Genomic DNA, 26,326 nt, shown 5'->3' with positions numbered 1-26,326 from the left:
GGCAGGGCCGAAGCCCTCCCGCGCACAGCCGCCATAGAGCCTCACGCAGACATGCAACTGCCGCGTGCTCATGGAAGCGCTGGTGCGCCTTGATTCCTCAGGTGGCCAAACCCGGCCGTTGAATTGGCAACGGCGGGCGGAGAGTAGACGTCCTGAAATCAAGGCGCAAGCAAAAACCACAAACAGCGAAGATAGAAACATTTTGTAATCATTTGCTGCGCGTAGGATGATTATCCCAGATTTTGTGTGAAATTTCCTAGGAAATTTCCGAAGCCCGCATCTGGCCTTACTGGCACAACCTTGTAGCAGCGGCCCCAGGCCGCGTCCGAAAACACCGCACACTCCCGTGGAATGCGCTCACCGTAGCCGCTGCCGCCAGGCTGCGCTGGCCCTATTCCACGCCGAAGATTTCCAGCGCACTCAGGGGCCAGGACGCGGCCTGCGGCCGCTGCTACAAGAGTCGGCGCACACCAGCCCGGGCCGCGTCCGGGTGCGCCGCGTGCCGCCTCGTCTACGCTTCACTCCATTCCCACCCCCGAGCCCCACCCCCATGCGCAGAAGGACCTTGCGAAAACTGGCCGCCGCCACCGCGGTCGGCATCTTCATCGGCGCCGTGGCGCTGTCGGCCTACCTGGCCGTGCAAAGCGGGCACGACGTGGCGCGCGGTTATCTGGCCGACATTACCGCCGACGTGATTCACCGCTCCGCCAGCACCCAGGCGCAGGTCGACAAGGTGGTGGCGGCCCAGCAACACGCCGGCCTGGCGCCCTGCTCGCCGGACCACCTGGCACTGATGGAGCACCTGCTGCTGGAGGCCAGTTACCTGCAAGGGCTGGCGTACATCCAGGGCGACCGCCTGCTGTGTTCCACCCTGCCCTCGGCGCGCCAGCAGGTGGACCTGGGGCCGGCCAGCCATGTGACCGCCAGCAGCGGCCGGCGCTGGAGCCGGGTGACGCTGCCGGACGCGCCGGGCGAGGTGTTCGCGATCAACGAGCACGACGGCTACGCGGGGATTATCGTGCCCAGCCTGGTGCTGGACGTGGTGGGCGAGCAGACCGACATCGACATCACTCACTTCCGCAACAGCGACCAGGTGGTGGTGCGCTCGCGCGGCGAGTTCAAGCCGCAATGGCTGGCGCAGTACCAGCGGCAGCCCATAGCCTTCTTCGCCGACGGCAAATACGTGTTCATCCAGCCCTCCACCGACCGCGACTCCTCGGTGCTGGCCGCCATGCCCCAGGCGCGGGTCACGCAGAGGGTGTGGGCCGTGGCGCCCGGTTACCTGGCGGTGGGCGGCCTGTCCGGGCTGATCGTTGGTGTGCTGCTGTACTTGGGCGTGCGCCAACGGCTGTCGTTCAAGTCGCAACTGTTGCGGGCGCTGCGCCGACGTGAGTTTTTCCTGCTGTACCAGCCAGTGATGGACCTGCGCAGCGGCAGGTGCGTGGGCGCCGAGGCGCTGATTCGCTGGAAGCAGCCGGAGCGCGGCTTGATCAGCCCGATGGAGTTCATTCCCGCCGCCGAGGCCAACGGCCTGATCCAGCAGGTCACCGCGCAGGTGATGGAGATGGTCGCCAACGACTCGGTGCAGCTGATCAAGGACAACCCCGACACCCACATCGCCATCAACTTCTCGGCCGAGGACCTGCACTCCGAGCAGACCGAGCAACGCCTGCAGGCGCTGATCCGCGCCTCGGGCGGCACCTCGGAAAACATCCTGATCGAGGCCACCGAGCGCGGCCTGATGGTGCCGGACAAGGCCAGGGAAGTGCTGCTGTCGATTCGCGCGAAAGGCTTCAAGGTGGCAATCGACGACTTCGGCACCGGCAATTCGAGCCTGTCGTACCTGGCCACCTACGACCTTGACTACCTGAAGATCGACAAGGCCTTCGTCGACGAGATCGGCGAGGCGCGCAGCAGCAGCCCGCTGCTGTTCCACATCATCGAGATCGCCCGTTCGTTGAAGCTGAAGATGATTGCCGAAGGGGTGGAGACCGAGCACCAGCGCAACGTGCTGCGCGATGCCGGGGTGCACCTGGCCCAGGGCTGGTTCTTCGGCAAGCCGATGCCGATTGATGAACTGGGGCAGTTCATCCAGCGCTGCAAAGCGGTTGCCTGACCCCGTAGCAGCTGCCGCCAGGCAGCGTCACACGGCGCACGCGGTAATCCTGGAAAACCGTGGTGCCGGTGACGCCGCCTGGCGGCAGCTGCTACGGGGTGGGGCGCGGGCTTAATACTTCCAGGTCACCGACGCCGTCACGTTGCGGGTGGCGCCGTAGCTGGCGGTGGTGGCGCTGTTGTACAGCGACAGCAGGTATTTGCGGTCGAAGACGTTGTTGAGGTTCAGCGACGTACTCCAGTTGCTGTTGAAGTCGTAGCTGGCCATCAGGTCCACCAGGGCGTAGGCGTTCTGGCGGATGGCGCTGGTGTCGTCGTTCTGCACCGCGCTCTGCCAGCTCACGCGGGTGCCCACCTTGGCCTGTTCCATGAACGGCAGGCGGTAGGTGGCCATGCCGCGCACGCTGTGGGTGGGCACGTATTTGCGCGCACGGTCGCCGTCGTCGTTCTCGATGTGCACATAGGTGTAGCCGGCCAGCAGGTCCAGGCCCGGCAGCGCTTCGCCCGAGGCCTGCAGCTCGACGCCGCGGCTCTTGTAGTCCACCGGGTTGTAGACTTCCTGCACGCCGTTGTAGCCGGCGTCCTCGGCGACATTGCGCTGGTCGGCCTTGAACAGCGCGGCGGTGACGTTGAGGCGGCTGTCCATCAGGCTGCCCTTGACCCCCACTTCGGTGCTCTTGCCTTCCAGCGGCGCCAGCAGTTTGTTGTCGGCGCCGACGTTGTACTGCGGGGTGTAGATCTCGGTCCAGCTGCCGTACACGCTCCACTGCGGGGTCAGGTCGTAGACCAGGCCGGTGTACGGGGTGACCTTGCCGTGGGCGCGGGTGTAGTAGTCGGCGCCATAGCTGCTGCCCGAGGCATCGGCGCTGAGCATGCGCGCGCCAGCGATCCAGTGCAGGTCGTCGGTCAGGCTGAAGCGGGCACCGGCGTAGATGCTGCGCTGGGTGTCGACGAAGTTCTGCGTCAGCGCGTCGCTGGTGGAGTCGAACGTCGGCTTGGCGACGCTGCCCGAGAGGATGCTGGCGAACGACAGGTCGTAGGAGCCGTCGGCGTTGGTGTCGCTGAGGTCGTACTCGCGGCCCTTCTGGTGGGTGCGGCCATAGGAGGTGCCGATAGTCAGCTCGTGGTCGCGGCCGAACAGGCTGAAGGGGCCCGACAGCTTGGCTTCGCCCAGCAACTGGTGGGCCTCGCTGCTGGTGTGGTTGGCGTAGGCGGTAGCGTCGTCACCGGTGACGGTGTAGACGTACAGCATGTCGGTGTCTTGTTTCTCTTTCACCACGGTGGCGGTCAGCGTGGCGTTCCAGCCGTTGCCAAAATCATGCTTGAGCTCGGCGAAGGCGCGCTGGGTGTTGAGGTTCCAGTACGTCCACGGCTGGCCGATGTTGGCGCCGCGGCTGCTGTAGTGGATGGCGTTGCCGTTGGTGTCCACCAGCGGCAGGTTGCCCCAGGTGCTGGCATTGGAATCGCTGTTGTGCTGGGAGAAGCCCACGGTCAGGGTGTCGGCCTCGGACAGGTCGAAGGCCAGCAGGCCGGCGGCGACGTTGCGCTCGTGGCCGTAGCGGTCCATCCACGAATCGCCCTTGTCGTGGGTGTAGATGAAGCGGCCACGCACGTTGCCGGTCGGCGTCAGCGGGCCCGAGACGTCGACGTCCACCCGGCGGTTGTCCCACGAACCGACGCTGGTGTTGATCTGCGCCTGGAAGGTGTCGGTGGGGCGCTTGCGCACGAAGTTGACCGTGGCCGACGGGTTGCCCGCCCCGCTCATCAGGCCGTTGGCGCCGTGCAGCACGTCGATCTGCTCGTATTCGGCCAGGTCCTGCTCGCCCACCAGCACGGTGCCCACGAACGGCATGCCCATGCCGTCGTATTCGAAGGTGTTGATGTCGAAGCCGCGCGAGGTGAATTCGGTGCGGTCGGTCTCGGTCTGCTCCACGGTCACCGACGGCGCCGCGCGCAGGGCGTCCTTGATACCGGTGATCTTGAAGTCCTTCAGCTCCTGCTGGGTGATGGTGGTCACGCCTTGCGGGGTCTCCTTGTCGGTCAGGCCCAGGCGCGTGGTGCTGGACACCGGCTCGCCCTGATACCCCACGCTCTGGCCCTGGCTACTGTCACTGCTGCTTTCGATCTGGGTGGCCGGCAGGGTCATGTCGTCTGCGTAGGCCAGGGGCATGGCACTGCAGGCACCGGCGAGCAACAAACTGGCAGGGAGGCGATGTTTCAAGGCGAGACTTCCTGTAACGGTTTAGGTGAGAATGCGATTCTGTTTCAAAGTGTGAATGAGAATCTAACCCAGTTACCAATGAAATTTCGACAATTTTTTCACATTTCGTAATATTGCTTGGCCAGCAGGCAAATTTTCCTGTGCTCCGCTCGTCTCCCAGTGCGTCGCACCACTTTCTTGTCCCCCGTTGGAGCCACCACCATGCGTTCGCCGAAAACCCTGCCCACTGCCCTGCTGGGCCTTGCCCTGTGCTGCCCGGGGCTGGCCGATGCCCAGGACATGGAACTGGGCCAGGTGCTGATCAAGGGGCAGGACGGCAGCGGCGACGACCGAGGGGCCGAAGACGCCAACGCGCGCCTGGCCCAGGTGCCGGGCGGCACCAACGTGGTGGACATGAAAAAAACCCTGCAGGGCCGGGTGGCCAGCAACCAGGACGTGCTGGCCTACCAGCCAGGCGTGTACGCGCAGTCGGCGGGCAACGAAGGCGTGAAGATTTCCATTCGCGGCTCGGGCATCAACCGCGCGCCGGGCGCCCATGCCTCGGGCCTCTACGCCATGCTCGACGGCCTGCCGCTGACCGGCCCCGGCGGCACACCCTATGAGTTGCTGGAACCGCTGTGGCTGGACCACGTGGAGGTGCTGCGCGGCGCCAACGGCTTCGACTACGGCGGCCTGGCCCTGGGCGGCGCCATCAATTACGTCAGCCACAGCGGCTACGATTCACCACTGCTGCAAGTGCGCTACGCCATGGGCAGCCACGGCTACCGCCAGCGCCAGGTCAGCTCGGGCCAGGTGCTGGGCGACTTCGACTACTACGTGGCGGTGACCGACGCCCAGTCGGACGGCTACCAGGACCACACTGCCAGCACCAGCCAGGGGGTGATCGCCAACGTCGGCTACCGCTTCAACCCGAACCTGGAAACGCGTTTCTACATCCGCCACCGCGAGACCGACAACGAGCTGGCGGGACGTGTGACCAAGGACTCCATCGAGCACCACGCCCAGGCCGCCAACCCCACGTACGAGGCGCGCGACTACCAGCGCGACGAGCCGGGCAGCACCTTCATCGGCAACAAGACCACCTACTACATCGACGACGATTCCAGCATTCAGACCGGCCTGGTGTACCACGACTACCCCATGGACCTGCGCGAAGGCCCCAACCGCCTGAAGGTGGCCTACACCGACGTCAGCGGCACCTTCGACTACAAGCGCCGCGACACCCTGTGGGGCCTGGAAAGCAACAGCACCCTGGGCCTGCGCGTGACCAAGCACCTGCCCAACGACGGCGCCAGCGAGTTCGTGCGCATCCCCACCGGCAACACCGCGGGCTACGCGCCGGGCACGCGCATCCGCAATTTCACCTACCAGGGTTCGGACACGGTGCTGCATTTGAGCAACGACCTGGAAATTGCCGACGACCTGTGGCTGACCACCGGCATCGCCGCCATCTACACCCGTCGCGAGAGCGCGGTCACCTACCCGGCCGACGGCGGCAAGGTCAGCCTGCATGACTGGGACTACGCGCCGCGCCTGGGCCTGCGCTACCAGCTGACGCCCGACGTGCAGCTGTTCGGCAACCTCAGCCGCTCGGTGGAAGCGCCGCACCCCTGGTCGCTGATCTACAGCTCCAACCAGCTATTCCCCGCCGGCAGCGGCGTGGCCACCGGCGCCCAGCGCGTGCCCGTGGCGCTGCGCAACCAGACCGCTACTACCGCGGAAATCGGCGGCCGTGGCGACAGCGTCGCTGGCCAGTGGAGCCTGGCCTGGTACTACGCCCAGGTGCGCCACGAACTGCTGTCGGTGCTGCCGGATGCCAGCGCCACCACGCCTTATGAGCTGAACGCCAGCCCCACCGTGCACCAGGGCGTGGAAGCCAGCCTGCAAAGCACCCTGTGGTCGCGCGACGGCGTGGGCGCCCTGAGCCTGCGCCAGGCCTACACCTTCAGCGATTTCCACTACCGCAACGACGACCAGTTCGGCAGCAACCGCCTGCCCGGCCTGCCCATGCATTACTACCAGGCGGAGCTGCGCTACGACTGGCCGCAAGGCTTCTTCGCGGCGGCCAACACCCAGCTGGTGTCGAAGGTGGCGGTGGATTACGCCGACAGCTACTACGCCGATGCCTATGCGCTGTTCGGCGCCACCCTGGGCTACAACGCGCCCAAGGGCGACTGGCAGGCCTGGGTGGACATGCGCAACCTGACCAACCAGCACTACGCCGCCACCGTGACCCCAGGCTACGACGACAAGGGCGTGGACGCCGCGCGCTCCACGCCCGGCGAAGGGATGGGCGTGTACCTGGGCGTATCCTGGAGCCTGCGCTGACCCCGGACGCAGCCTGCGGCAGCTGCTACGCAAACCCCGTAGCAGCGGCCGCAGGCCGCGTCACAGCCGCGAGGCATCGCCAGGGAACGTCATTGCAATAATTTCAACGCCTGCGCCACCGCCTGCAACAACGCCGCCGACGACACCCCGTCGCGGGCCTGCACCGACAACCCGTGCAGGAACGTCGCGTAGAAGTCCCCCAATGCCTGCACGTCGGCCGTCGCCGACAGCTGCCCCTGTGCCTGGGCCACGTGCAGGCGCTCGATGATCGACCGGGTGCGCTGCTGGCGGTGGCCCGCCAGCCAGTTCAGCACGCCGATGTTCTCCGCCGCCACGCCGTTCGCCGCGCTCACCACCAGGCAGCCACGCGGGTGGTCGGCGCGGGTGTAGGTGGCCACCGCGTCGCGCAGCAGCTGGCCGATGGCCGCGCCGATATCGGCCTGGGCCAGCGCCCGTTCGGCAAAACCGCCCTCGCCGCTTTCGTACAGCGCCACCGCCTCCTCGAACAGCTGCTGCTTGCTGCCGAACGCCGCGTAGATACGCGCCGAGGCAAGGCCCAGCGCCTCCACCAGCGCCGACATCGACGTGCCTTCGTAGCCGTGTTCCCAGAACACCCGCATCGCCTGTGCCAGTGCCTGCTGCTTGTCGAACTGCCGTGGTCGCCCTGCCATGTGGTTCCGCCTGGAAATCGAGAGCGCGCAGTTTAACGCAGTTGCGCTTGACGCTTGTCATCGCCGAACCCTATTCTTTGTCGATCGACAAACAATAGGATGGACCCATGCGAACCCTCAAAGGCCCGAGCCTGCACCTGGCCCAATTCAGCAGCGCGCAACCGCCCTACGACAACCTGCCAAACCTGGCGGCCTGGGCCGCCGCCCAAGGCTTCAAGGCCCTGCAGATTCCCACCTGGGACGCGCGCCTGTTCGACCTGGCGCAAGCGGCGCAGAGCCAGGCGTACTGCGACGACATCAAGGGCCTGCTGGCCGAACATGGCTTGCAGGTCAGCGAACTGACCAGCCACCTGCACGGTCAGCTAGTGGCGGTGCACCCCGCCTACGAGGCCATGTGGGACGGGTTCATTCCGGCACACCTGCGCGGCCGCCCCGAGGCGCGCACGGCCTGGGCCATCGAGCAGGTGAAGCTGGCAGCCCGGGCGTCGGCGCGCCTGGGCCTGACCGAGCTGGGCACCTTTTCCGGCTCGCTCGCGTGGCCGTACCTGTTCCCCTTCCCCCAGCGCCCGGACGGTTTGATCGATACGGCGTTCGACGAACTGGCGCGGCGCTGGCGGCCGATCCTCGATGAGTGCGAGGCGGCCGGAGTCAACCTGTGCTTCGAAATCCACCCAGCCGAAGACCTCCACGACGGCACCAGTTTCGAACGCTTTCTCGACCGGGTGGACCAGCACCCACGCTGCAACCTGCTGTTCGACCCCAGCCATTTCGTGTTGCAGCAGCTGGACTACCTCAGCTACCTGGACATCTACCACGCGCGCATCCGCATGTTTCACGTCAAGGACGCCGAGTTCAACCCCACCGGCCGCCAGGGCATCTATGGCGGCTACAGCAACTGGGCCGAGCGCGCCGGCCGCTTCCGCTCGCTGGGCGACGGCCAGGTCAACTTCAAGGCGATCTTCGCCAAGCTGGCCCAGTACGACTACCCCGGCTGGGCCACCCTGGAGTGGGAGTGCTGCCTGAAAAACCAGGAAGACGGCGCCCGCGAAGGCGTGGCCTTCATCAACCAGCACATCATCCGCGTCACCGACCGGGTGTTCGATGATTTCGCCGGCGCGCCCCTGGCCACCGCGCAAATCCAACAACTGCTTGGCATCACCCCACCCGCACGGAGCGCCCGCCCATGAACCTGCCTGTTGACCCTGCCACCCCCTGCGACAGCACTTTCACCCACCGCTACGTGCGCGTGCAGGGCCTGCGCCTGCACTGCGTGACCGCCGGCAACGGCACGCCGGTGCTGCTGGTGCCCGGCTGGCCACAGACCTGGTACGCCTGGCGCCACGTGATGCAGGCCCTGGCGGCGGCCGGCTACCTGGCGATTGCCGTGGACCCGCCGGGCCTGGGCGACTCCGACCGCCCTGAACAGGGCTACGACACCGGCAGCGTCGCCAGCGTGCTGCGGCAGGCCATGGCACAACTGGGCCACGAGCGCTTCCACCTGGTGGGCCATGACGTGGGCATGTGGATCGCCTACGCCCTGGCCAGTGATGACCCCGAGGCGGTGCGCAGCGTGGTGATGACGGAGGCGGTGATACCGGGCCTGGCCGAGGCACCGCCGATATTCGTGGCGCCGGAGCAGAACATCTTCCTGTGGCACTTCCTGTTCAACCAGGTGCGCGACCTGCCAGAGCTGCTGATCACGGGCCGGGAAGCGGCGTACCTGACGTTCATGTTCGACCGCTGGGCGTTCCGCCGTCATGCGGTGGCGTCTGACACCTACATCCGCGCCTATTCAGCGCCCGGCGGGCTGCGCGGCGGTTTCGCCTATTACCGCGCCATTCCCGAGACCATCCGCCAGAACCAGCTGCGCGCGCAGCGGCCGCTGGCCATGCCGGTGCTGGCGATTGGCGCCGAGCACGCCACGGGCGACGCGCCCTTGCGCACCTTGGAAGGCCATGCGCGGCAGGTGCAAGGGGTGATCATCGAAGGGTGCGGGCATTTCGTGATGGAGGAAGCGCCGGATGAGTTCATCCGGCATGTGTTGGCGTTCTTGCACCGAGCCTCGTAGCCGCTGCCGACAGGCTGCGCTGGCCCTTGCGTGCACTGGAGATATTCAGCGCACACCTGGACCAGCGCAGCCTGCCGGCAGCGGCTACAGGACCAAGCGTATCAGAGGTCCAACACCAGCAACGCCGACCTGGCCCGTGAACAGCACGGCGTGAACTGGTCGTTGGCGGCCTGTTCTTCCTCGGTGAGGAACAGGTCGCGGTGCTCCGGCACGCCCTCCAGCACGCGGGTCAGGCAGGTGCCGCAGACGCCTTGCTCGCAGGAGATCGGCACCTCCACCCCATGGCTTTCCAGCACCTGCACCACGGTCTTGTCCGCCGGGACCTGGAAGGTGCGCCCGCAACGGTTGAGCTTCACCGCGAAGCTGCCGTCCGCCGAGGTGTCCACCGCCACCGGCGCGAAGTATTCGCGGTGCAGGTGGTCCTGCGCCCAGCCCTGGGCCTTGGCGGTGTCCAGCACGTGGGCCATGAACCCGGCCGGGCCGCACACGTACAGGTGCTGGCCGGGCTGGGGGCTTGCCAGCACTTGGGCAGCGTCGAGGCGGGTCTCGGGCTGCTCGTCGAAATGCACCTGCACGCGGTCGGCAAAGGGCGCGGCCCGCAGCCGGGCGAGGAACGCCGCGCGTTCGCTGGAACGGGCGCAGTAGTGCAGTTCGAACGGTGCGCCGTCGCGGGCCAGGGCCTCGGCCATGGCCAGGATCGGCGTGATGCCGATGCCACCGGCGAACAGCAGGCTGCGCTCGGCGCCTTCATGCAGGGCGAACAGGTTGCGCGGCGCGCTGATGCGCAACCGATCGCCCTGCCGGACCTGCTCGTGCAGGGCCTGGGAACCGCCCCGCGAGGCGGCGTCCTTGAGCACGCCGATCAGGTAGCGGTGGCGCTCCTGGGGGTGGTTGCACAGTGAGTACTGGCGCACCAGGCCATCGGCCAGGTGCACGTCGATGTGCGCGCCGGCGCTGAACGCCGGCAACGCCTGGCCGTCGGCCGCGGCCAGCTCGTAGCTGCAGATATCCACGGCTTCATCGTGACGCGCGGTCACCACCACCTCGATCATGAGGCTTCTCCCACGGGCGCGCGCTCACGGCTGATGAGGCGGTCCAGCACGCGCCGCGACTGCACGCCGCCGGCGTCGATGTTGAGTTTGAGCAGGTTGCGCAGCGGGTTCGCCAGCAGGTTCTGCTGCTGGCGCTCGAGCATCTCCAGGTCTTCGCTGAAGATCTTGCCCTGCCCTTCGCGGATGCTGGCGGTCAGCGCCTCATCCTGCGGGTTGAAGTTGCGCGCCATGCCCCAGAAGTACCAGATCGAGGTCTCGGTTTCCGGGGTGATGAAGTCCACCACGATGCTCGACGCCTTGTGCTCGGCCGGCGCGTCATAGCCGCCCTTGCCGGCATGGGCCACGCCCACCTCGATCAGCACATGGCTGGGCGGGGTGAAGCGGCAGATCTGCCAGCGGTCCACCGGCACGTCGTCGGCCAGGTTGTTGCCGCGCAGGGCCATGCGCCAGAACGGCGGCGGCAGGATGTTTTCCATGTACCGGGCGGTCACCACCTCGTCGCCTTCCACCGTGGTGACCGGCGGCGCCTCGTCGATTTCCTTCTGGCCGATGCTGGACGCGTGCACGTAGGTCTCGTGGGTCAGGTCCATGAGGTTGTCGATCATCAGCCGGTAGTCGCAATTGATGTGGAACAGCCCGCCACCGTAGGCCCACTCGTCGCTGACGGCCCATTCCAGGTGATGGATCAGCGCCGGGTCGGCCTGTTCCTGGTCGCCTGGCCACACCCAGATGAAGCCGTAGCGCTCCACCACCGCGTAGGTCTTGTTGCAGGGGAAGCCGCGCACGCGCTGGCCGGGCATGGCCACGGTCTTGCCGTCGCAGCCCATCACCAGGCCGTGGTAGCCGCACACCAGGTTGCCGTCCTCGACGTAGCCCAGGGACAACGGCGCACCACGGTGCGGGCAGAAGTTTTCGACGGCGGCTACCTGGCCCTGGGCGCCGCGATAGAAGGCGATGTGCTCGCCACAGATCTGCCGCCCCAGGGGCTTGTCGGCGATTTCATCGGGGGTGCAGGCGACGTACCAGGTGTTCTTTGGATACATGGGGAGACCTCTCAGGTTTTGTTTTTATGGATCCATGGAATCCTAAAAACCCTGAGCAGGTCAACAAAAATAACAGACAATGGATCCATTGACCCCAAAACCATCCCTCAAACCAGCTGCAGGCCCGCCAACGCCCGGGCCAGGCTCTGCTGGTCAAACGGCTTGGCCAGCCGCGCAAAGGCCGTGGTGGCGCTGTCCACCTCGCCAAAGCCGCTGACGATCAACACCTGCAACCCCGGGCACAGCGCCAGGGCGCGGGCGGGCAGTTGCGGGCCGGACATGTGCGGCATCATGTGGTCGGTGATCAGCAGGTCGAAGCCGTCGCTGCCCTGCTCCAGCAGCGCCAGCGCCTGCTCGCCGGAGGCCGCGGTGTGCACGCGGCAGCCCAGGTCTTCGAGCATGGCTTCGGCGCTGACCAGAATCAGCGGGTCGTCGTCCACCAGCAGCACGCTCAGGCCCTTGGCCGTGCTGACCTGGCTGCTGGCGCTGGCCACCGGGGCCGTCACGGGGGCACCTTCGTCCACCGGCAACCACAGCTCGGCGGTGGTGCCGCCCGGCCGGGCGCTGCGCACCACCAGCTTGCCGCCCACCTGGGCGGCCACGCCGTCGACCATCGACAGCCCCAGGCCGGTGCCCTTGCCCACGCCCTTGGTGGTGAAGAACGGCTCGGTGGCCCGTGCCAGGGTCAATGGATCCATGCCCTCGCCCGTGTCGGTCAGCGACAGGCACACGTAGTTGCCCGCCGCCACGCCCTCCCGGGGCTCGGTGAGCTGGCATTCACGGGCCTCGATCACCAGCACGCCGCCATCGGGCATCGCGTCCCGGGCGTTCACCGCCAGGTTCAGCACCGCCAGTTCCAGCTGGTTGCCGTCGGCGCGCACCGGGCGTACGAACAGCGGAAAGCGCGTTTCGATCTGGATGCGCGAGCCCAGCGAGCTTTGCAGCAGGTCGGCCATGCCCCGCACCATCACCCCCAGATCCACCGCTTCCAGCACCAACTGCTGGCGCCGGGCGAAGGCCAGCATGCGCCGGGTCAGCGAGGCGCCGCGCTGGGCGCCCTGCACGGCGTTGTTGAGCAGCGGCGTGATGTGCGGGTCCGGCGGCAGGCGCCGGCGCACGATCTCCAGGCTGCTGAGAATCACCATCAGCAGGTTGTTGAAGTCGTGGGCGATGCCCCCGGTCAGCTGCCCCAGGGCTTCCATTTTCTGTGACTGGAACAGCGCCTCGCGGGCCTCGTCGAGGGCGCGCTGGGCCTCCACGCTTTCGGTGATGTCGCGGGTGATCTTGGCGAAGCCCAGCAGCGTGCCGCTGTCGTCGCGAATGGCGTCGATGACGATGTTGGCGAAGAACCGCGTGCCGTCCTTGCGCACCCGCCAGGCGCGGTTCTCGAAGCGCCCTTCGGCCAGCGCCGTGGCCAGGCTGCGCTGGGGCTCGCCGGCGTTGCGCGCCGCCTCCTCGAAGAACATCGAGAAGTGCCGGCCGATCACCTCGTCGGGGCGGTAGCCCTTGATGCGCTCGGCGCCGGCGTTCCAGTTGGTGATGATGCCGTCGGGGTCGAGCATGTAGATGGCGTAGTCGGTGACGCCCAGCACCAGCAGGCGAAACTGCTCCTGGGACTGGCGCAGCGCCTCCTGGGCCTGGCGCTGCTGGGTCAGGTCGCGGGTCACCTTGGCGAAGCCGATCACGCTGCCGTCGGGCGCACGCACGGGGTCGATGATCACGTGGCACCAGAACTGCGAGCCGTCCTTGCGCACCCGCCAGCCCTCGCTTTCGAACCGTCCCTGCTGCGCCGCGCAGGCCAGCGCCAGGCCGGGCTTGCCGGCGGCGCGGTCCTCGTCGGTGTAGAACCGGGAGAAATGCTGGCCCAGGATCTCCTGCTCGTCATAGCCCTTGAAGCGCCTGGCGCCGGCGTTCCAGCTGATGATTTCGCCGTCCAGGTTGAGCATGTAGATGGCGTAGTCGGTGATCGAGTCGATCAGCAGCCGGAAGCGGTCTTCGGCGACGTAAGGGGGCTGAACCAGTTCTAGGGTCATGGGAGGTTGGCCGGGCAGGAAGGCTGGGAACGGTACTGTAACGAGCATAGTGCCATCGACGAAAGCTGCCGATGCGTCCCCCCCTCCACGCACTGCGCCAAATGCCCCGGACCAGTGTCGGCAGCGCAACAGCGCATCCGCAATTTGCCCTCCCGGGGACCCCGCGCTTGCCGCCCGACACCCCGAAAACCGCTCTGGCCCGGGTGGTACGGCATTTGCTCCTGCACCCGCGGGCCAGACTATTCACATAGATGCTCCTCACAGACATTGGACTCTCAGGGGTATTGCACTTGACCATGAATCACCGGGCGCCCACGCGCGCCTTCACCCAGCTTTCCCTGGCCACCGCACTGGCCATCCTCGCCACCACCGCCCACGCCGACGACCCCACGCCAAGCCTTGGCACCGTGGAAGTCACCGGCCACGCCCAGACCGACGCCCAGGCCGACAAGGCGCGCCTGGACAAGGTGGCCGGCGCCACCAGCGTGGTCGACAACAAGGAGGTGGAAAAAGGCCGCGCCGCCACCGCCGAAGACGTGCTGGCCTACCAGCCGGGCGTCTACGCGCAGGCCACCAGCGGCCAGAGCGCGGCGAAGATCTCCATTCGTGGCTCGGGCCTAGACAGCTTCTACGGCGGCTACGCGCTGGGCATCAAGTACCTGTACGACGGCATTCCCATCACCGGCCCCGGCGGCACCCAGGAGGACCTGCTGGACATGGCCGCCGTCGACCACACCGAAGTGCTCTCGGGCGCCAACGCCTTCGAGTACAGCGCGCTGAACCTGGGCGGCGCCATCAACATGGTGACCCACACCGGCTACACCTCGCCAGGCAACTACGTGCGCCTGGAGGGCGGCAGCTTCGGCTACAAGAAGGAACAGCTGAGCACCGGCGGCGTGGTCGGCGACAGCGACTACTACCTGTCGGTGCTGCACAACGAACGGCGCGGCTACCAGGACGACTCGCCCAACCACGGCAACGACGTGATCGCCAACTTCGGCCACGTGTTCAACGACAAGCTGGAGACCCGCATGACCTTCCGCTACCGCGACGAGGTCAACACCAACGCCAGCCCGCTGACCCTGTACCAGATCAAGCACGACCCCACCGCCAACAACTACCGCTGGGTGCGCAAGAAGCCCGGCACCACCCTGCTGGGCAGCACCACCACCTACACCTTCGACGACAACGCCAAGCTGGAAGTGGGCCTGGGCTATCACCACTACACCCTCACCGACGGCCTGCATTACTACGCCAACCCCGGCCAGTGGGACTCCAGCGATTTCTCCACCTCGGTGCGCTACCTGCGCAAGGGCGACAGCCTGTTCGGGCTGCCCAGCGACACCACCCTGAGCTTCAGCAGCACCATCCTTGAGCCGGGCAACGAGAAGGTCCGCGACCCCAACACCTGGGCGCTGGTGCAGAAATACAACTTCGCCAGCTCGCGCGACACCGTGTTCTCCCTGGGCAACGAGCTGCAGCTCACCGACCGCACCTGGCTGACCACCGGCCTGTCCCTGGCCAACACCAAGCGCGACGTGCGCAGCACCTACGCCACCAACGCCAACACCAGCGAGTTCCCCAGCGCGGTGGACTACGACGACTGGAACCTGGCCCCGCGCCTCGGTTTCCGCTACGCGCTGACGCCGGGCCTGCAGCTGTATGGCAACGTCAGCCGCTCCATCGACCCGCCGGTGACCTGGTACTACTCCACCGGCCCCGTGTCCAACCCCTACGTCACCCCGCTGCATGCGCAGAAGGCCAACACCGTGGAGTTGGGCATCCGCGGCAGCCAGGGCATCTTCGACGGCAGCCTGACGGTGTACCGCTCCTGGGTGCAGGGCGAGCTGCTGTCGGCGGTGATCGCCGAAGCCACCGCCACCTCCAACCAGGTCATTTCCGACACCAACGCCTCGGGCACCATCCACCAGGGCGTCGAGCTGGGCCTGAACACCCGGGTGTGGACGGGCAGCCATGGCGCCAGCGTCAACTGGCGCCAGGCGTTCACGGTGAACGACTTCTACTTCCGCAACGACCCCACCTTCGGCCACAACCAACTGCCCGGCCTGCCCCGCCAGGTGTACCAGGCGGCCCTGCAGTACCAACACCCCAGCGGCTTCTACGGCGAGATCAACATGAACCATGCCTCCAGCTACTACGCCGACTTCGCCAACACCGTGAAGGCACCCGAATACACCATTTTCGGCGCCAAGGTCGGCTACCAGGCCCCGGGTCAGCGCTGGAACGTGTTCCTCGACGCCCGCAACCTCACCGACAAGCACTATGTCACCGCCACCCAGACCACCTACGACCTCAAGGGCGTGGACTCGGCGAACTTCTACGTGGGCGACGGCTTCGGCGTGACCACTGGCGTCTCCTACCGGTTCTGATCACACCCCCGTAGCAGCTGCCGCCAGGCTGCGTCCTGGCCTTGCGCGGTGCCGGGGACGCCGCCTGGCGGCAGCTGCTACAGGCCGTTTCGTTCTAAGCAAGTAGCGCAATATGATTATTCGCACATAAACAGACTTGCTAAGGTGCCGCCATCAGCACCACCGGTCGCACCTTATGCCTGCCTACCTCGACGCCGCCCACCAGCGGCACATCAACCACCTGCTGACTACCTGGACCGCCCGCAGCGACTGGCCCACCTGGCTGCTGTTGCTGGGCACCTACGCCGGTTGGCTGGGCCTGGTGCACGCCACCCCGTACCTGGGCCAGGGCCTGACGCTGCTGGTGCTGGTGCCGCTGATCACCCTGTGGATGTCGTTGCAGCACGAGCTGCTGCACGGCCACCCTACCCGCTGGCCATGGCTGAACAAAGGCCTGGGCTACGCGCCCATCGCCCTCTGGTACCCCTACACCCTGTACCGCGACGACCACCTGCGCCACCACCGCGACAGCGAACTGACCCGCCCGGCGCTGGACCCGGAAAGCCGCTACCTGGACGAACAGGCCTGGGACCGCAGCAGCCCTGCCGAACGCGGCCTGCACTGGCTGAACAAGACCCTGTACGGCCGCCTGCTGGTCGGCCCGGCACTGGCCCTGGGCAGCCTTTGCGGTGGCCAGCTGGCACGCCTGCGCCGTGGGCAAGGCTGGGGCATGTGGCTGTGCCACGGCGCCTGGGTGGCGGTGTTGCTGGCCTACGTGCAGGCCCAGGGCCTGGCTATCGGCACCTACCTGCTGGCCAGCGTGCTGGCGTTGGCGCTGTCGATGGTGCGCTCCTACCACGAGCACCGCCCCGCCACCTCGCCGGAACAACGCTCGGTGCTCAACGAAGCCGGCTGGCCGTGGCGCTGGCTGTTCCTCAACCTCAACCTGCACCTGGTGCACCACGACCTGCCGGGGCTGCCCTGGTACTACCTGCCCCGGGTGTACGCCGCGCGCCGCGACGACTGGCTGCGCCGCAGTGGCCAGTTCCGAGTGGGCGGCTATGGTGAACTGTTCCGCCGCCACGGCTGGCGCCCCATCGACAGCCCGCGGCACCCCTGGCATTCAGGAGCCCGGCCGTGACCGCCGCACAGATCGCCGAACTGCCCATGTACGTGGCGCCCAGCGCCGTGCGCGAGGCCAGCGAGCAGTGGCTGGCGCTGACCTTGCAACTGCTGGGGGTTGGCGCGCGCGAACGCTTTGCCGGCGACCTGTACGACCTGTGGCTGCACCCGCGACTGCTGTTGGCGCAAACCTGCGGCTACCCGCTGCGCACCCGCTTGGGCGAACAGGTGCAGCTGGTCGGGCGCCCGCGCTTCGACCTGCCTGACGCCCAGGACGGCGCACATTGCAGCCTGCTGGTGGTGCGCCGCGACGACCCGCGCCAGGCACTCGAACAATGGCGTGGCAGCCATGTGGCGCTGAACAGCCGCGACTCCAACAGCGGCACACACCTGCTGTACGACATCCTGGAAGCCCTGGCCCCGCGCGGGCAGTTTTTCGCTCGTGAAAGCCTCAGCGGCAGCCATCGCCAGAGCCTGGCCTGGGTAGCCACCGGCAAGGCTGACCTCGCGGCCATCGACAGCGTCACCTTCGCCTACCTGCCGGCGGAGGAAACCGCTGGCGTACGCATCCTCGGGCGCACCGGCCAGAGCCCGACCCTGCCCTACATCACCCGCGCCACCGGCACCGACCCCGAGGCGATACGCGCCGCCATGAACCAGGCCCTGCCGCCGTTCCGCGACACCCTGCACATAACCCAAATCCTCCCCGCCGCCCTCGCCGACTACCACCCGTAGCAGCTGCCGCAGGCTGCGTCCTGGGCGCTGCGGTGGCGCTGTCATCTTGCGGCGCCTGTGATGCGGCCTGTGGCCGCTGCTACAGGGTTGCGTGGCAGCTGTCTGTACGTTGGCGCACAGACCTCGTCACCTCGCCCGCTCCACACTGGAAGCCTGCCCCATGGCAAGGATTTCCATGAATGCCTTCTGGACCCACCTGCTCGCCCGGCTTAGGCCGGCTGCCCCGCGTAATTTCACCTACGAGGCCATCCTGCGCGCCGAGCTGTTCAGCGCCGAGCAGATGGCCGACCACGGCATCGTGCTGGCCCGCCAGCACGCGCTGAGCCCTGGCGGCGGCAACGACTCACTGCTGACGCGCCTGGGCGACAACCAGGCCACCCTGGCACACAGCTGCGCGGCGCTGACCCGCGCCCATCCGTCCACCCGCCGAGTGACCCCGGCCGCCGAGTGGCTGCTGGACAATTATTACCTGGTGGAGGAACACATCCGCATTGCCCGCAGCCACCTGCCCAAGGGCTACAGCCGCGAGCTGCCACGCCTGGGCAACGGCCCCTGCGCCGGGCTGCCAAGGGTCTACGACATCGCCCTGGAAACCATCGCCCACGGCGATGGCCGGGTCGACGAAGACAGCCTGGTGCGCTTTGTCGACGCCTACCAGACGGTGACGGCCCTGACCCTGGGCGAGCTGTGGGGCATCGCCATCATGCTGCGCCTGGCGCTGATCGAGAACCTGCGCCGGGTGGCCTCGCGCGTGATGGCCAACTGGGCCGACCGCAACCTGGCCAACGACTGGGCCGACCGCCTGACCGACACCGCCGAGCACACCCCACGCAACGTGGTGCTGGCGGTGGCCGACATGGCCCGCTCCGAACCGCCCATGTCGCCCGCCTTCGTCGCCGAACTGACGCGACGCCTGCAAGGCCAGAGCGCCCTGCTGATCCAGGCCCTGACCTGGGTGGAGCAGATGCTCGCCGAGTCCGGCCAGACCATCGAGCGCCTGGTACAACTGGACGCCCAACAGCAGGCTGCCGACCAGGTATCAATCAGCAACAGCGTCGCCAGCCTGCGAACGCTGTCGACCACCGACTGGCGCGAATTCGTCGAGCGCATGAGCCTGGTTGAGCGCACCCTGCGCGAAGACCCGGCAGGCGTCTATGCGGCCATGGACTTTGCCAGCCGCGACCACTACCGGCACGTGATCGAACGCCTGGCCCGGCACTGCCGGCACACCGAGGCCAACATCGCCATGGCGGTGCTGGCCCTGGCGGCGGACCAACACCGCCTGGCCACCGCCGACAGCGTGGCCGGGCATGTCGGCCATTACCTGATCGGCAACGGCCTGGCGACCCTGGAGCAACAACTGCACGCCCAGGTGCCCTTGGCCGAACGCGGCCAACGCTTGCTGCGCCAGGCGCCCCTGGCGTTTTTCCTCGGCCCGGTGACGCTGCTGTCGCTGCTGTTGGCGTGGCCGCTACTGGCCAGTGTCGACGGGCTGGCCCTGTTGCTGCTGGCCCTGCCGGCCCTGCTGTTGACCAGCCGCCTGGCCATGAACCTGGTCAACAGCCTGGTGACCTTCACCGTGCCGCCCTGCCAGTTGCCGCGCCTGGACTTCAGCGAAGGCATTCCCGCCGTCGCGCGCACCCTGGTGGTGGTCCCCACATTGATCGCCAGCGTTGCCGACGTGCAGGCATTGGTGGAAGAGTTGGAAGTACGCTTCCTCGCCAACCGCGACGAACACCTGCATTTTGCCCTGCTCACCGACTTCATGGATGCCCCGGCCGCCAGCCAACCCGGGGATGAGGCGCTGCTGGCGCGAGCCAGGCAGCTGATCGAGGCACTTAACCTGGCCTACCCGGGGCCGTCCGGCGAACGCTTCTTCCTGCTGCACCGGCCACGGCAATGGAACCCCGCCGAGCAGGTGTGGATGGGCGCCGAACGCAAGCGCGGCAAGCTCGCCGAGCTCAACACCCTGCTGCGCGAGGGCAACCGTGCCGGCTTTGCGCTGATTGTCGGCGCCATCGAGGCCCTGGGCCGGGTGCGCTACGTGATCACCCTGGACACCGACACGCAACTGCCCCGCGACACCGCGCGGCAGTTCGTCGGCGCCATGGAGCACCCGCTCAACCACGCGCGCCTGGACGCCACTGGCAAGGTAGTGGCCGGCTACGCCATCCTGCAACCGCGCGTGGGCATCAGCCTGCCCAGCGCCGCCCGCTCGTTGTACGCCTGCCTGTTTGGCAGCGATGCCGGTATCGATCCCTACACCCGTGCGGTCTCCGACGTGTACCAGGACCTGTTCGACAACGGCTCGTTCATCGGCAAGGGCATCTACGACGTCGACGCCTTTGAACAGGCGGTGCACGGGCGCTTTCCCGACAACCGCATCCTCAGCCACGACCTGATCGAGGGCTGCTACGCCCATTCCGGGCTGCTCAGCGATGTGCAACTGTTCGAGCAGTACCCCTCCTGCTACAGCACCGACGTCAAGCGCCGCCACCGCTGGATCCGCGGCGACTGGCAGTTGCTGCCGTGGCTGCTGCCCTGGGCGATGGGCGCCGAAGGTGATTGGCGCAGTACCGGCCTGAATGCCCTGGCGCGGTGGAAGATTTTCGACAACCTGCGCCGCAGCCTGGAGCCGACGGCGGTGTTGGCGCTGCTGTTGTGGGGCTGGCTGGGCAGTGCCCAACCGCTGGCCTGGACCCTGACGGTGCTGGCCCTGTTGCTGGTACAACCGCTGCTGGACAGCCTGCTGGGGCTGCTGCACAAGGCCGCCGACGCGTCGTGGCGCCAGCACCTGGCGGCCGCCTTGCGCAGCGCCGGGCTGCAGTTCGTGCGCAGTGCCCTGGCCTTGGCGTGGCTGCCGTTCGAGGCGGCGTTCAGCCTGGATGCCATTGGCCGCACCTTGTGGCGCATGGCGGTGAGCAAGCGCCACCTGTTGCAATGGAGCGCCTCCCGGGACGTGGAGCGCACCCGCAGCAATGACCTTGGCGGCCTTTACCGCATGCTGTGGGCCTGCCCGCTGCTGGCGCTGGGGCTGGGCCTGGTGCTGCTGGCCCGGCCCATGGCCCTGGCGGTGGCCATGCCGTTCCTGTTGCTGTGGCTGGTCGGGCCTGCCCTGGCCTGGTGGGTCAGCCGCCCCTCGAGCCTGGCGGTGTTCGACCCCTCGGCCGAGGAGCAGCGTTTCCTGCGCACCCTGGCCCGGCGCACCTGGGCGTTCTTCGACCAATACGTGTGCGCCGACGACCATTGGCTGGTACCGGACAATATCCAGGAGCCCCCCTATGCCCACGTGGCCCACCGCACCTCGCCCACCAACCTGGGCATGGCGCTGCTGGCGCACCTGGCCGCGCACGACTTCGGCTACCTGGGCCATGGCCGCCTGCTGCAACGCCTGGACCTGATGCTGACCAGCATGGAGGGCCTGGAGCGCTACCGCGGGCATTTCTACAACTGGTACGACACCCAGGCGCTGGTGCCCTTGGCGCCGCTGTACGTGAGCACCGTGGACAGCGGCAACCTCGCCGGCCTGCTGCTGACCCTGCGCCCCGGGCTGCTGGCGCTGGCCGCCGGGCCACCCGCTGGCAAGCCGGTGGCCAACGGTTTGCTGGACACCCTCGATGTGCTGCTGGCCGCCTGCGCCGCCGTCGACCTGCCAGCGCAGGCGGTCGACGACCTGCGCACCGACACCCTGGCCTGGCTACGTGCCGACGAAGGCGCCCAGCCCGCCCTGCTGGAACTGCTGCAACGGGGCATGGACCTGCCGGTGCCCACCAGCATCGACGATGTCGGCTACTGGCGCCAGGCGTTGCACGCCCAGTGCGTGGATCTGCACCAGGACCTGACCGCGCCGCACGCCGATCTGCCAGGACTGGCCAGCGCCCTGGCTGCCCGTGTCGCGGCCATGGCGGTGATGGACTTCAGCTTCCTCTACGACGCACCGCGGGACCTGTTCGCCATCGGCTACAACGCCAGCGACCGGCGCCTGGACGGCGCCTACTACGACCTGCTGGCCTCGGAGGTGCGCCTCACCCATTTCGTCGCCATCGCCCAAGGCCAGGTGCCCCAGGCCAGCTGGTTCTCCCTGGGCCGGCTGCTGACCAGCAACGGTGGCGTGCCGGTGCTGCTGTCGTGGTCGGGGTCGATGTTCGAGTACCTGATGCCGCTGCTGGTGATGCCCACCTACGCTGGCACCCTGCTGGACCAGACCTGCCAGGCCGCCGTGGCCCGCCAGGTTGAATACGGCAACCAGCTGGGCCTGCCGTGGGGCGTGTCCGAGTCGGCCTACAACGCCCAGGACGCCGCCTTCAATTACCAGTACCGCGCGTTCGGCGTGCCGGGGCTGGGGCTCAAGCGCGGCCTGGGCGAGGACCGCGTGGTGGCGCCCTACGCCAGCGTGCTGGCGCTGATGGTCGACCCGCAAGCGGCCAGCCGCAACCTGCAACGCCTGGATGAGCAGGGCCTGAGCGGCCGCCTGGGCCTGTACGAAGCGGTGGACTACACCCAGGCGCGCCTGCCACCGGGGCAACGCCAGGCGGTGGTGCGCTCGTTCATGGCCCACCACCAGGGCATGAGCCTGCTGGCCCTGACCTCGGTGCTGCTGGACCGGCCCATGCAGCGCCGCTTCGAGTCCGACCCGCAGTTCCAGGCCTGCGCCCTGCTGCTGCAGGAGCGGGTGCCGAAAAACGCCGCGCGCTACCTGCAGGCCGACCACACCAGCGCCAGCGACGACGACAGCCGCCACGGCGAAGCCGTGCTGCGGGTGTTCAACGACCCGGCGCAGCAACGCCCTGCCGTGCAGTTGCTGTCCAACGGCCGCTACCACGTGATGGTCAACAGTGCCGGGGCCGGCTACAGCCGCTGCGACGATGTCGCCGTGACCCGTTGGCGCGAGGACGCCGTCAACGACAACCTGGGTATCTTCTGCTACCTGCGCGACGTCGCCAGCGGCACGTTCTGGTCCACCAGCCATCAGCCGACCCTACACACGCCCTACAGCCAGGAAGCCATCTTCAGCGACGCGCGGGCCGAGTTTCGCCTGCGCGAGCGACACGTCGACTGCCACACCGAGATCGTCGTCTCGCCCGAAGACGACGTCGAGCTGCGGCGCCTGCACCTGACCAACCGTGGCCGTAGCCGCCGCACCCTGGAACTCACCAGTTACGCCGAAGTGGTGCTGGCCCCGGCCCTGGAGGACGCCCTGCACCCGGCGTTCAGCAAACTGTTCGTGCAGACCGAGCTACTGCCCGAGCTACAGGCCATCGTCTGCACCCGTCGACCGCGCTCCCAGCTTGAAACGCCGCCGTGGCTCTGCCACCTGCTGGCCGCCCATGGCGTCGACATCGACAGCATTTCCTACGAAACCGACCGCGCCCGCTTCATCGGTCGCAACCGCACGTTGATGGCGCCCGCGGCCCTCGACCCCGGCGTGGAGCAGCTGAGTGGCAGCCAGGGCCCGGTGCTGGACCCGATTGTGGCGGTGCGCTGCCGCATTACCCTGGACCCGGGCCAGACCGCCACCCTGGACCTGGTCACCGGCCTTGCCGCCAGCCGCGAGGCCTGCGTGCAACTGATCCACAAATACCGCGACCGCCACCTGGCCGACCGGGTCTTCGACCTGGCCTGGACCCACAGCCAGGTGCTGCTGCGCCAGCTCAATGCGTCCAGCACCGACGCCCACCTGTTCGAGCACATGGCCGCGTCAGTGATCTACGCCAACGCCGGCCTGCGCGCCGACAGCGCCACCCTGCTGAGCAACCGCCGCAACCAGTCGGGGCTCTGGGGCCAGGCCATTTCCGGCGACCGGCCCATCGTGCTGGTGCAGATCGGCGACGCCGCAAACCTGGAACTGGTGCGGCAGATGGTGCAGGCCCACGCCTATTGGCGGCAGAAAGGCCTGACCGTCGACCTGGTGATCTGGAATGAAAGCCAGGCCGGTTACCGGCAGGTGCTGCAGGACCTGATCATGGGCCTGGTGACCTCCGGCAGCGAAGCCAGCCTGGTGGACCGCCCCGGCGGCATTTTCGTGCGCCCGGCCCAGCAGCTGTCGGCCGAGGACCGTACCCTGCTGCTGGCGGTCGCGCGCCTGGTGCTGCGCGACAGCCTGGGCAGCCTGGCGGAGCAGGTGCATCGGCGGCGCAGCGATCCGCTGTTGCCGCGTTTCGATGCCAGCCTGGTGGCGATGCCCGTGCCGGCGCCATTGCCAGCGCCGCACCCAACGCTGGTGATGGCCAACGCCTACGGCGGTTTCAGCAGCGACGGTCGCGAATACATCATCGACCATACCCCGGGCCACCCGACGCCAGCGCCCTGGGCCAACGTGCTGGCCAACCCGCAGTTCGGCACCCTGGTGTCCGAGGTGGGCAGCGCCTACACCTGGGCCGAGAACGCCCACGAGTACCGCCTCACCCCGTGGCACAACGACCCGGTCAGCAACGGCGGCGGCGAAGCCCTTTACCTGCGCGACGAAGACAGCGGCCGCTTCTGGTCGCCCACGCCGCAGCCGTGCCCGGGCACAGGCCGCTACCGCACCCGCCACGGTTTCGGCTACAGCGTCTTTGAGCATGAGCAGGACGGCGTGCACAGCGAACTGTGGGTATACGTGGCGCTGGACGCGCCGGTGAAATTTTCGCGCTTGGTGGTGCGCAACGCCAGCGGTCGTGCGCGGCGCTTGTCCGCCACCTGCTACGTGGAGTGGGTGCTGGGCGACCTGCGCAGCAAATCGGCCATGCACGTGGTGACCGAAGCCGACCCGTTCAGCGGCGCACTGTTCGCCCGCAACGCCTGGTCGATCGAGTTCGGCGACCGCGTGGGTTTCCTCGATACCGACGAGCCCGGCCGCCGCATTACCTGCGACCGGGCCGAATTTCTTGGCCGCAACGGCAGCCTGCAGGCGCCGGCGGCGTTGTCCCATTCACACTTGCAGGGGCGCACCGGCGGTGGCCTGGACCCTTGTTCCGTGATGCAGGTCAGCCTGGAACTGGCCGCCGGCGCCAGCCAGGAGGTGATCTTCCGCCTGGGCGCCGAACAGGACGCCACCGCCGCTACCCGCCGCGTGCAGCAGTACCGTGGCGTCCGCGCGGCAGCCGTGGAACTGGACAACGTGCGCGCCTACTGGCACAGCACCCTGGGCGCCGTGCAGGTGAAGACGCCCGACCCCAGCCTGGATGTGCTGGTCAACGGCTGGCTGATGTACCAGGTCATCGCCAGCCGCTTCTGGGGCCGCAGTGGTTTCTACCAGTCAGGCGGCGCCATCGGCTACCGCGACCAGTTGCAGGACAGCATGGCGATGCTCCACGCGGCCCCCGAGGCGGCGCGCAGCCACCTGTTGCTGTGCGCCCGCCATCAGTTCCGCGAAGGCGACGTACAGCACTGGTGGCACCCGCCCCTGGACCGCGGCGTGCGCACCCGCTGCTCCGATGACCTGCTGTGGCTGCCCCTGGCCACCAGCCGCTATGTGCAGGTGACCGGCGACCTGGGCGTGCTGGACGAACGCGTCGACTACGCCCAGGGCCGGCTGCTGAACCCGGACGAAGAGTCCTATTACGACCTGCCCGGCACCTGTGGCCAGCCCGAAAGCCTGTACCAGCACTGCCAGCGCGCCCTCGACCACGGCCTGCAATGCGGCGCCCATGGTCTGCCACTGATGGGCAGCGGCGACTGGAACGACGGCATGAACCGGGTGGGCGAGCGCGGGCTGGGCGAGAGCGTGTGGCTGGGCTTCTTCGGCTTTGACGTGCTGCAACAGTTCGCGCTGACCGCGCAGCGCCACGGCGACAGCGCCTACGCCGTGCGCTGTAGCGAACGCGCCGCCGCCCTGCAAGCCCAGCTCGACGCCCATGCCTGGGACGGCGCCTGGTACCGCCGCGCCTGGTTCGACGATGGCCAGGTGCTGGGCTCGGCCAGCAACGACGAATGCCGCATCGATTCCATCGCCCAGAGCTGGGCCGTGCTGTCGGGGGCGGCGCCCCAAGCCCGTGGGCGCCAGGCCATGGCAGCGTTGGACCACAACCTGGTGCACCGCGACATCGGCATCGTGCAGCTGCTGACACCGCCCTTCGACAAGGGCCAGCTGGACCCCGGCTACATCAAAGGCTACGTGCCGGGCGTGCGCGAGAACGGCGGCCAGTACAGCCACGCCGCCGTGTGGGCGAGCATGGCCTTCGCCGCCTTGGGCGACGTTGACAAGGCCTGGGAGTTGATGCGCCTGATCAACCCGGTCCGCCAGGGCAGCCCGGCGCTGATCGACCGCTACAAGGTCGAGCCCTATGTGATGGCCGCCGACGTCTACGGCCCGGGCCCCCATGCCGGGCGCGGCGGCTGGACCTGGTACACCGGCTCTGCAGGGTGGATGTACCGGCTGATCCTCGAATCATTGCTGGGGGTACGCCGCGAGGGCACGACGTTGCGGCTACAACCGCTGCTGCCGGCGGACTGGTCGGGCTACAGCCTGGAATACCGCTTCGCGGGCACGGTGCATCGGTTCAATGTGCAGCGCGGGGCGAAAGACGTGGTGTTGCTGAGCGATGATGGCAAGGAGAGAGTCAGTGGGGAGGCCTGAAAACTGGCGTAT

At 67.8% G+C, this 26,326-nt stretch carries 13 protein-coding genes; 8 read left to right on the top strand and 5 right to left on the bottom strand.

The genetic code is table 11. The features are described from left to right. The first annotated feature begins 550 nt into the window (after positions 1 to 550). Positions 551 to 2,116: an EAL domain-containing protein gene (locus AC0Z2B_RS13680; RefSeq protein WP_476297277.1), complete on the top strand. Its 1,566-nt coding sequence runs from the start codon at positions 551 to 553 to the stop codon at positions 2,114 to 2,116. A gap of 111 nt (positions 2,117 to 2,227) precedes the next feature. Here AC0Z2B_RS13680 and AC0Z2B_RS13675 read toward each other — a convergent pair whose 3' ends face one another. After that, a complete protein-coding gene (locus tag AC0Z2B_RS13675) occupies positions 2,228 to 4,285 on the bottom strand; it encodes a TonB-dependent siderophore receptor (protein ID WP_476297415.1) in 2,058 nt (685 codons plus the stop codon). A gap of 252 nt (positions 4,286 to 4,537) precedes the next feature. On the opposite strand from AC0Z2B_RS13675, the gene AC0Z2B_RS13670 reads away from it, so the two are divergent. Then, positions 4,538 to 6,664, top strand: a complete 2,127-nt coding sequence (locus tag AC0Z2B_RS13670; RefSeq protein WP_476297275.1) for a TonB-dependent receptor family protein — start codon at positions 4,538 to 4,540, stop codon at positions 6,662 to 6,664. An 89-nt stretch (positions 6,665 to 6,753) separates the two neighbouring features. Here the strand turns inward: AC0Z2B_RS13670 and AC0Z2B_RS13665 are convergent, their stop codons facing one another. Further along, the gene (locus AC0Z2B_RS13665; protein WP_476297273.1) at positions 6,754 to 7,335 is read right to left on the bottom strand and encodes a TetR/AcrR family transcriptional regulator; all 582 of its coding nucleotides are present in this window, start codon (positions 7,333 to 7,335) and stop codon (positions 6,754 to 6,756) included. A gap of 107 nt (positions 7,336 to 7,442) precedes the next feature. Between AC0Z2B_RS13665 and AC0Z2B_RS13660 the strand changes: the two genes are divergently transcribed. Next, positions 7,443 to 8,522, top strand: coding sequence for a sugar phosphate isomerase/epimerase family protein (locus AC0Z2B_RS13660; RefSeq protein WP_476297271.1), 1,080 nt, complete (start codon positions 7,443 to 7,445; stop codon positions 8,520 to 8,522). After that, positions 8,519 to 9,403 carry an alpha/beta fold hydrolase gene (locus tag AC0Z2B_RS13655; RefSeq protein ID WP_476297269.1) on the top strand — a complete coding sequence of 295 codons (885 nt, stop codon included), beginning with the start codon at positions 8,519 to 8,521 and terminating at the stop codon, positions 9,401 to 9,403. The genes AC0Z2B_RS13660 and AC0Z2B_RS13655 overlap by 4 nt, the downstream gene beginning before the upstream one ends. Positions 9,404 to 9,504: 101 nt before the next feature. Here AC0Z2B_RS13655 and AC0Z2B_RS13650 read toward each other — a convergent pair whose 3' ends face one another. From AC0Z2B_RS13650 to AC0Z2B_RS13640, 3 genes are all read right to left on the bottom strand, one after another. Next, positions 9,505 to 10,455 (bottom strand): PDR/VanB family oxidoreductase, encoded by a 951-nt coding sequence (locus AC0Z2B_RS13650; RefSeq protein ID WP_476297267.1) that lies wholly within the window; start codon positions 10,453 to 10,455, stop codon positions 9,505 to 9,507. Then, positions 10,452 to 11,498, bottom strand: a complete 1,047-nt coding sequence (locus tag AC0Z2B_RS13645; RefSeq protein WP_476297265.1) for an aromatic ring-hydroxylating dioxygenase subunit alpha — start codon at positions 11,496 to 11,498, stop codon at positions 10,452 to 10,454. Before AC0Z2B_RS13645 ends, AC0Z2B_RS13650 begins: the two co-directional genes overlap by 4 nt. A 107-nt stretch (positions 11,499 to 11,605) precedes the next feature. Then, positions 11,606 to 13,531 carry a hybrid sensor histidine kinase/response regulator gene (locus AC0Z2B_RS13640; RefSeq protein ID WP_476297263.1) on the bottom strand — a complete coding sequence of 642 codons (1,926 nt, stop codon included), beginning with the start codon at positions 13,529 to 13,531 and terminating at the stop codon, positions 11,606 to 11,608. Positions 13,532 to 13,827: 296 nt separating this feature from the next. Here AC0Z2B_RS13640 and AC0Z2B_RS13635 point away from each other — a divergent pair, with 296 nt between their 5' ends. The 4 genes from AC0Z2B_RS13635 (at position 13,828) to AC0Z2B_RS13620 (ending at position 26,314) form a co-directional block, all read left to right on the top strand. Then, on the top strand, positions 13,828 to 15,921 hold the full coding sequence (locus AC0Z2B_RS13635; RefSeq protein WP_476297413.1) for a TonB-dependent receptor family protein: 2,094 nt from the start codon (positions 13,828 to 13,830) through the stop codon (positions 15,919 to 15,921). A 175-nt stretch (positions 15,922 to 16,096) separates the two neighbouring features. Continuing rightward, positions 16,097 to 17,041 (top strand): fatty acid desaturase, encoded by a 945-nt coding sequence (locus AC0Z2B_RS13630; protein ID WP_476297261.1) that lies wholly within the window; start codon positions 16,097 to 16,099, stop codon positions 17,039 to 17,041. A gap of 26 nt (positions 17,042 to 17,067) precedes the next feature. Continuing rightward, a complete protein-coding gene (locus AC0Z2B_RS13625) occupies positions 17,068 to 17,757 on the top strand; it encodes a phosphate/phosphite/phosphonate ABC transporter substrate-binding protein (RefSeq protein WP_476297411.1) in 690 nt (229 codons plus the stop codon). A 175-nt stretch (positions 17,758 to 17,932) separates the two neighbouring features. Beyond that, positions 17,933 to 26,314: a GH36-type glycosyl hydrolase domain-containing protein gene (locus AC0Z2B_RS13620; RefSeq protein WP_476297259.1), complete on the top strand. Its 8,382-nt coding sequence runs from the start codon at positions 17,933 to 17,935 to the stop codon at positions 26,312 to 26,314. The last annotated feature ends 12 nt before the right edge of the window (positions 26,315 to 26,326 follow it).

The sequence above is a fragment of the Pseudomonas sp. GYB4201 genome, from assembly GCF_056312595.1.
The sequence above is the reverse complement of the archived record's forward strand: the minus strand, read 5'-3'. Positions and strand labels throughout refer to the sequence as shown.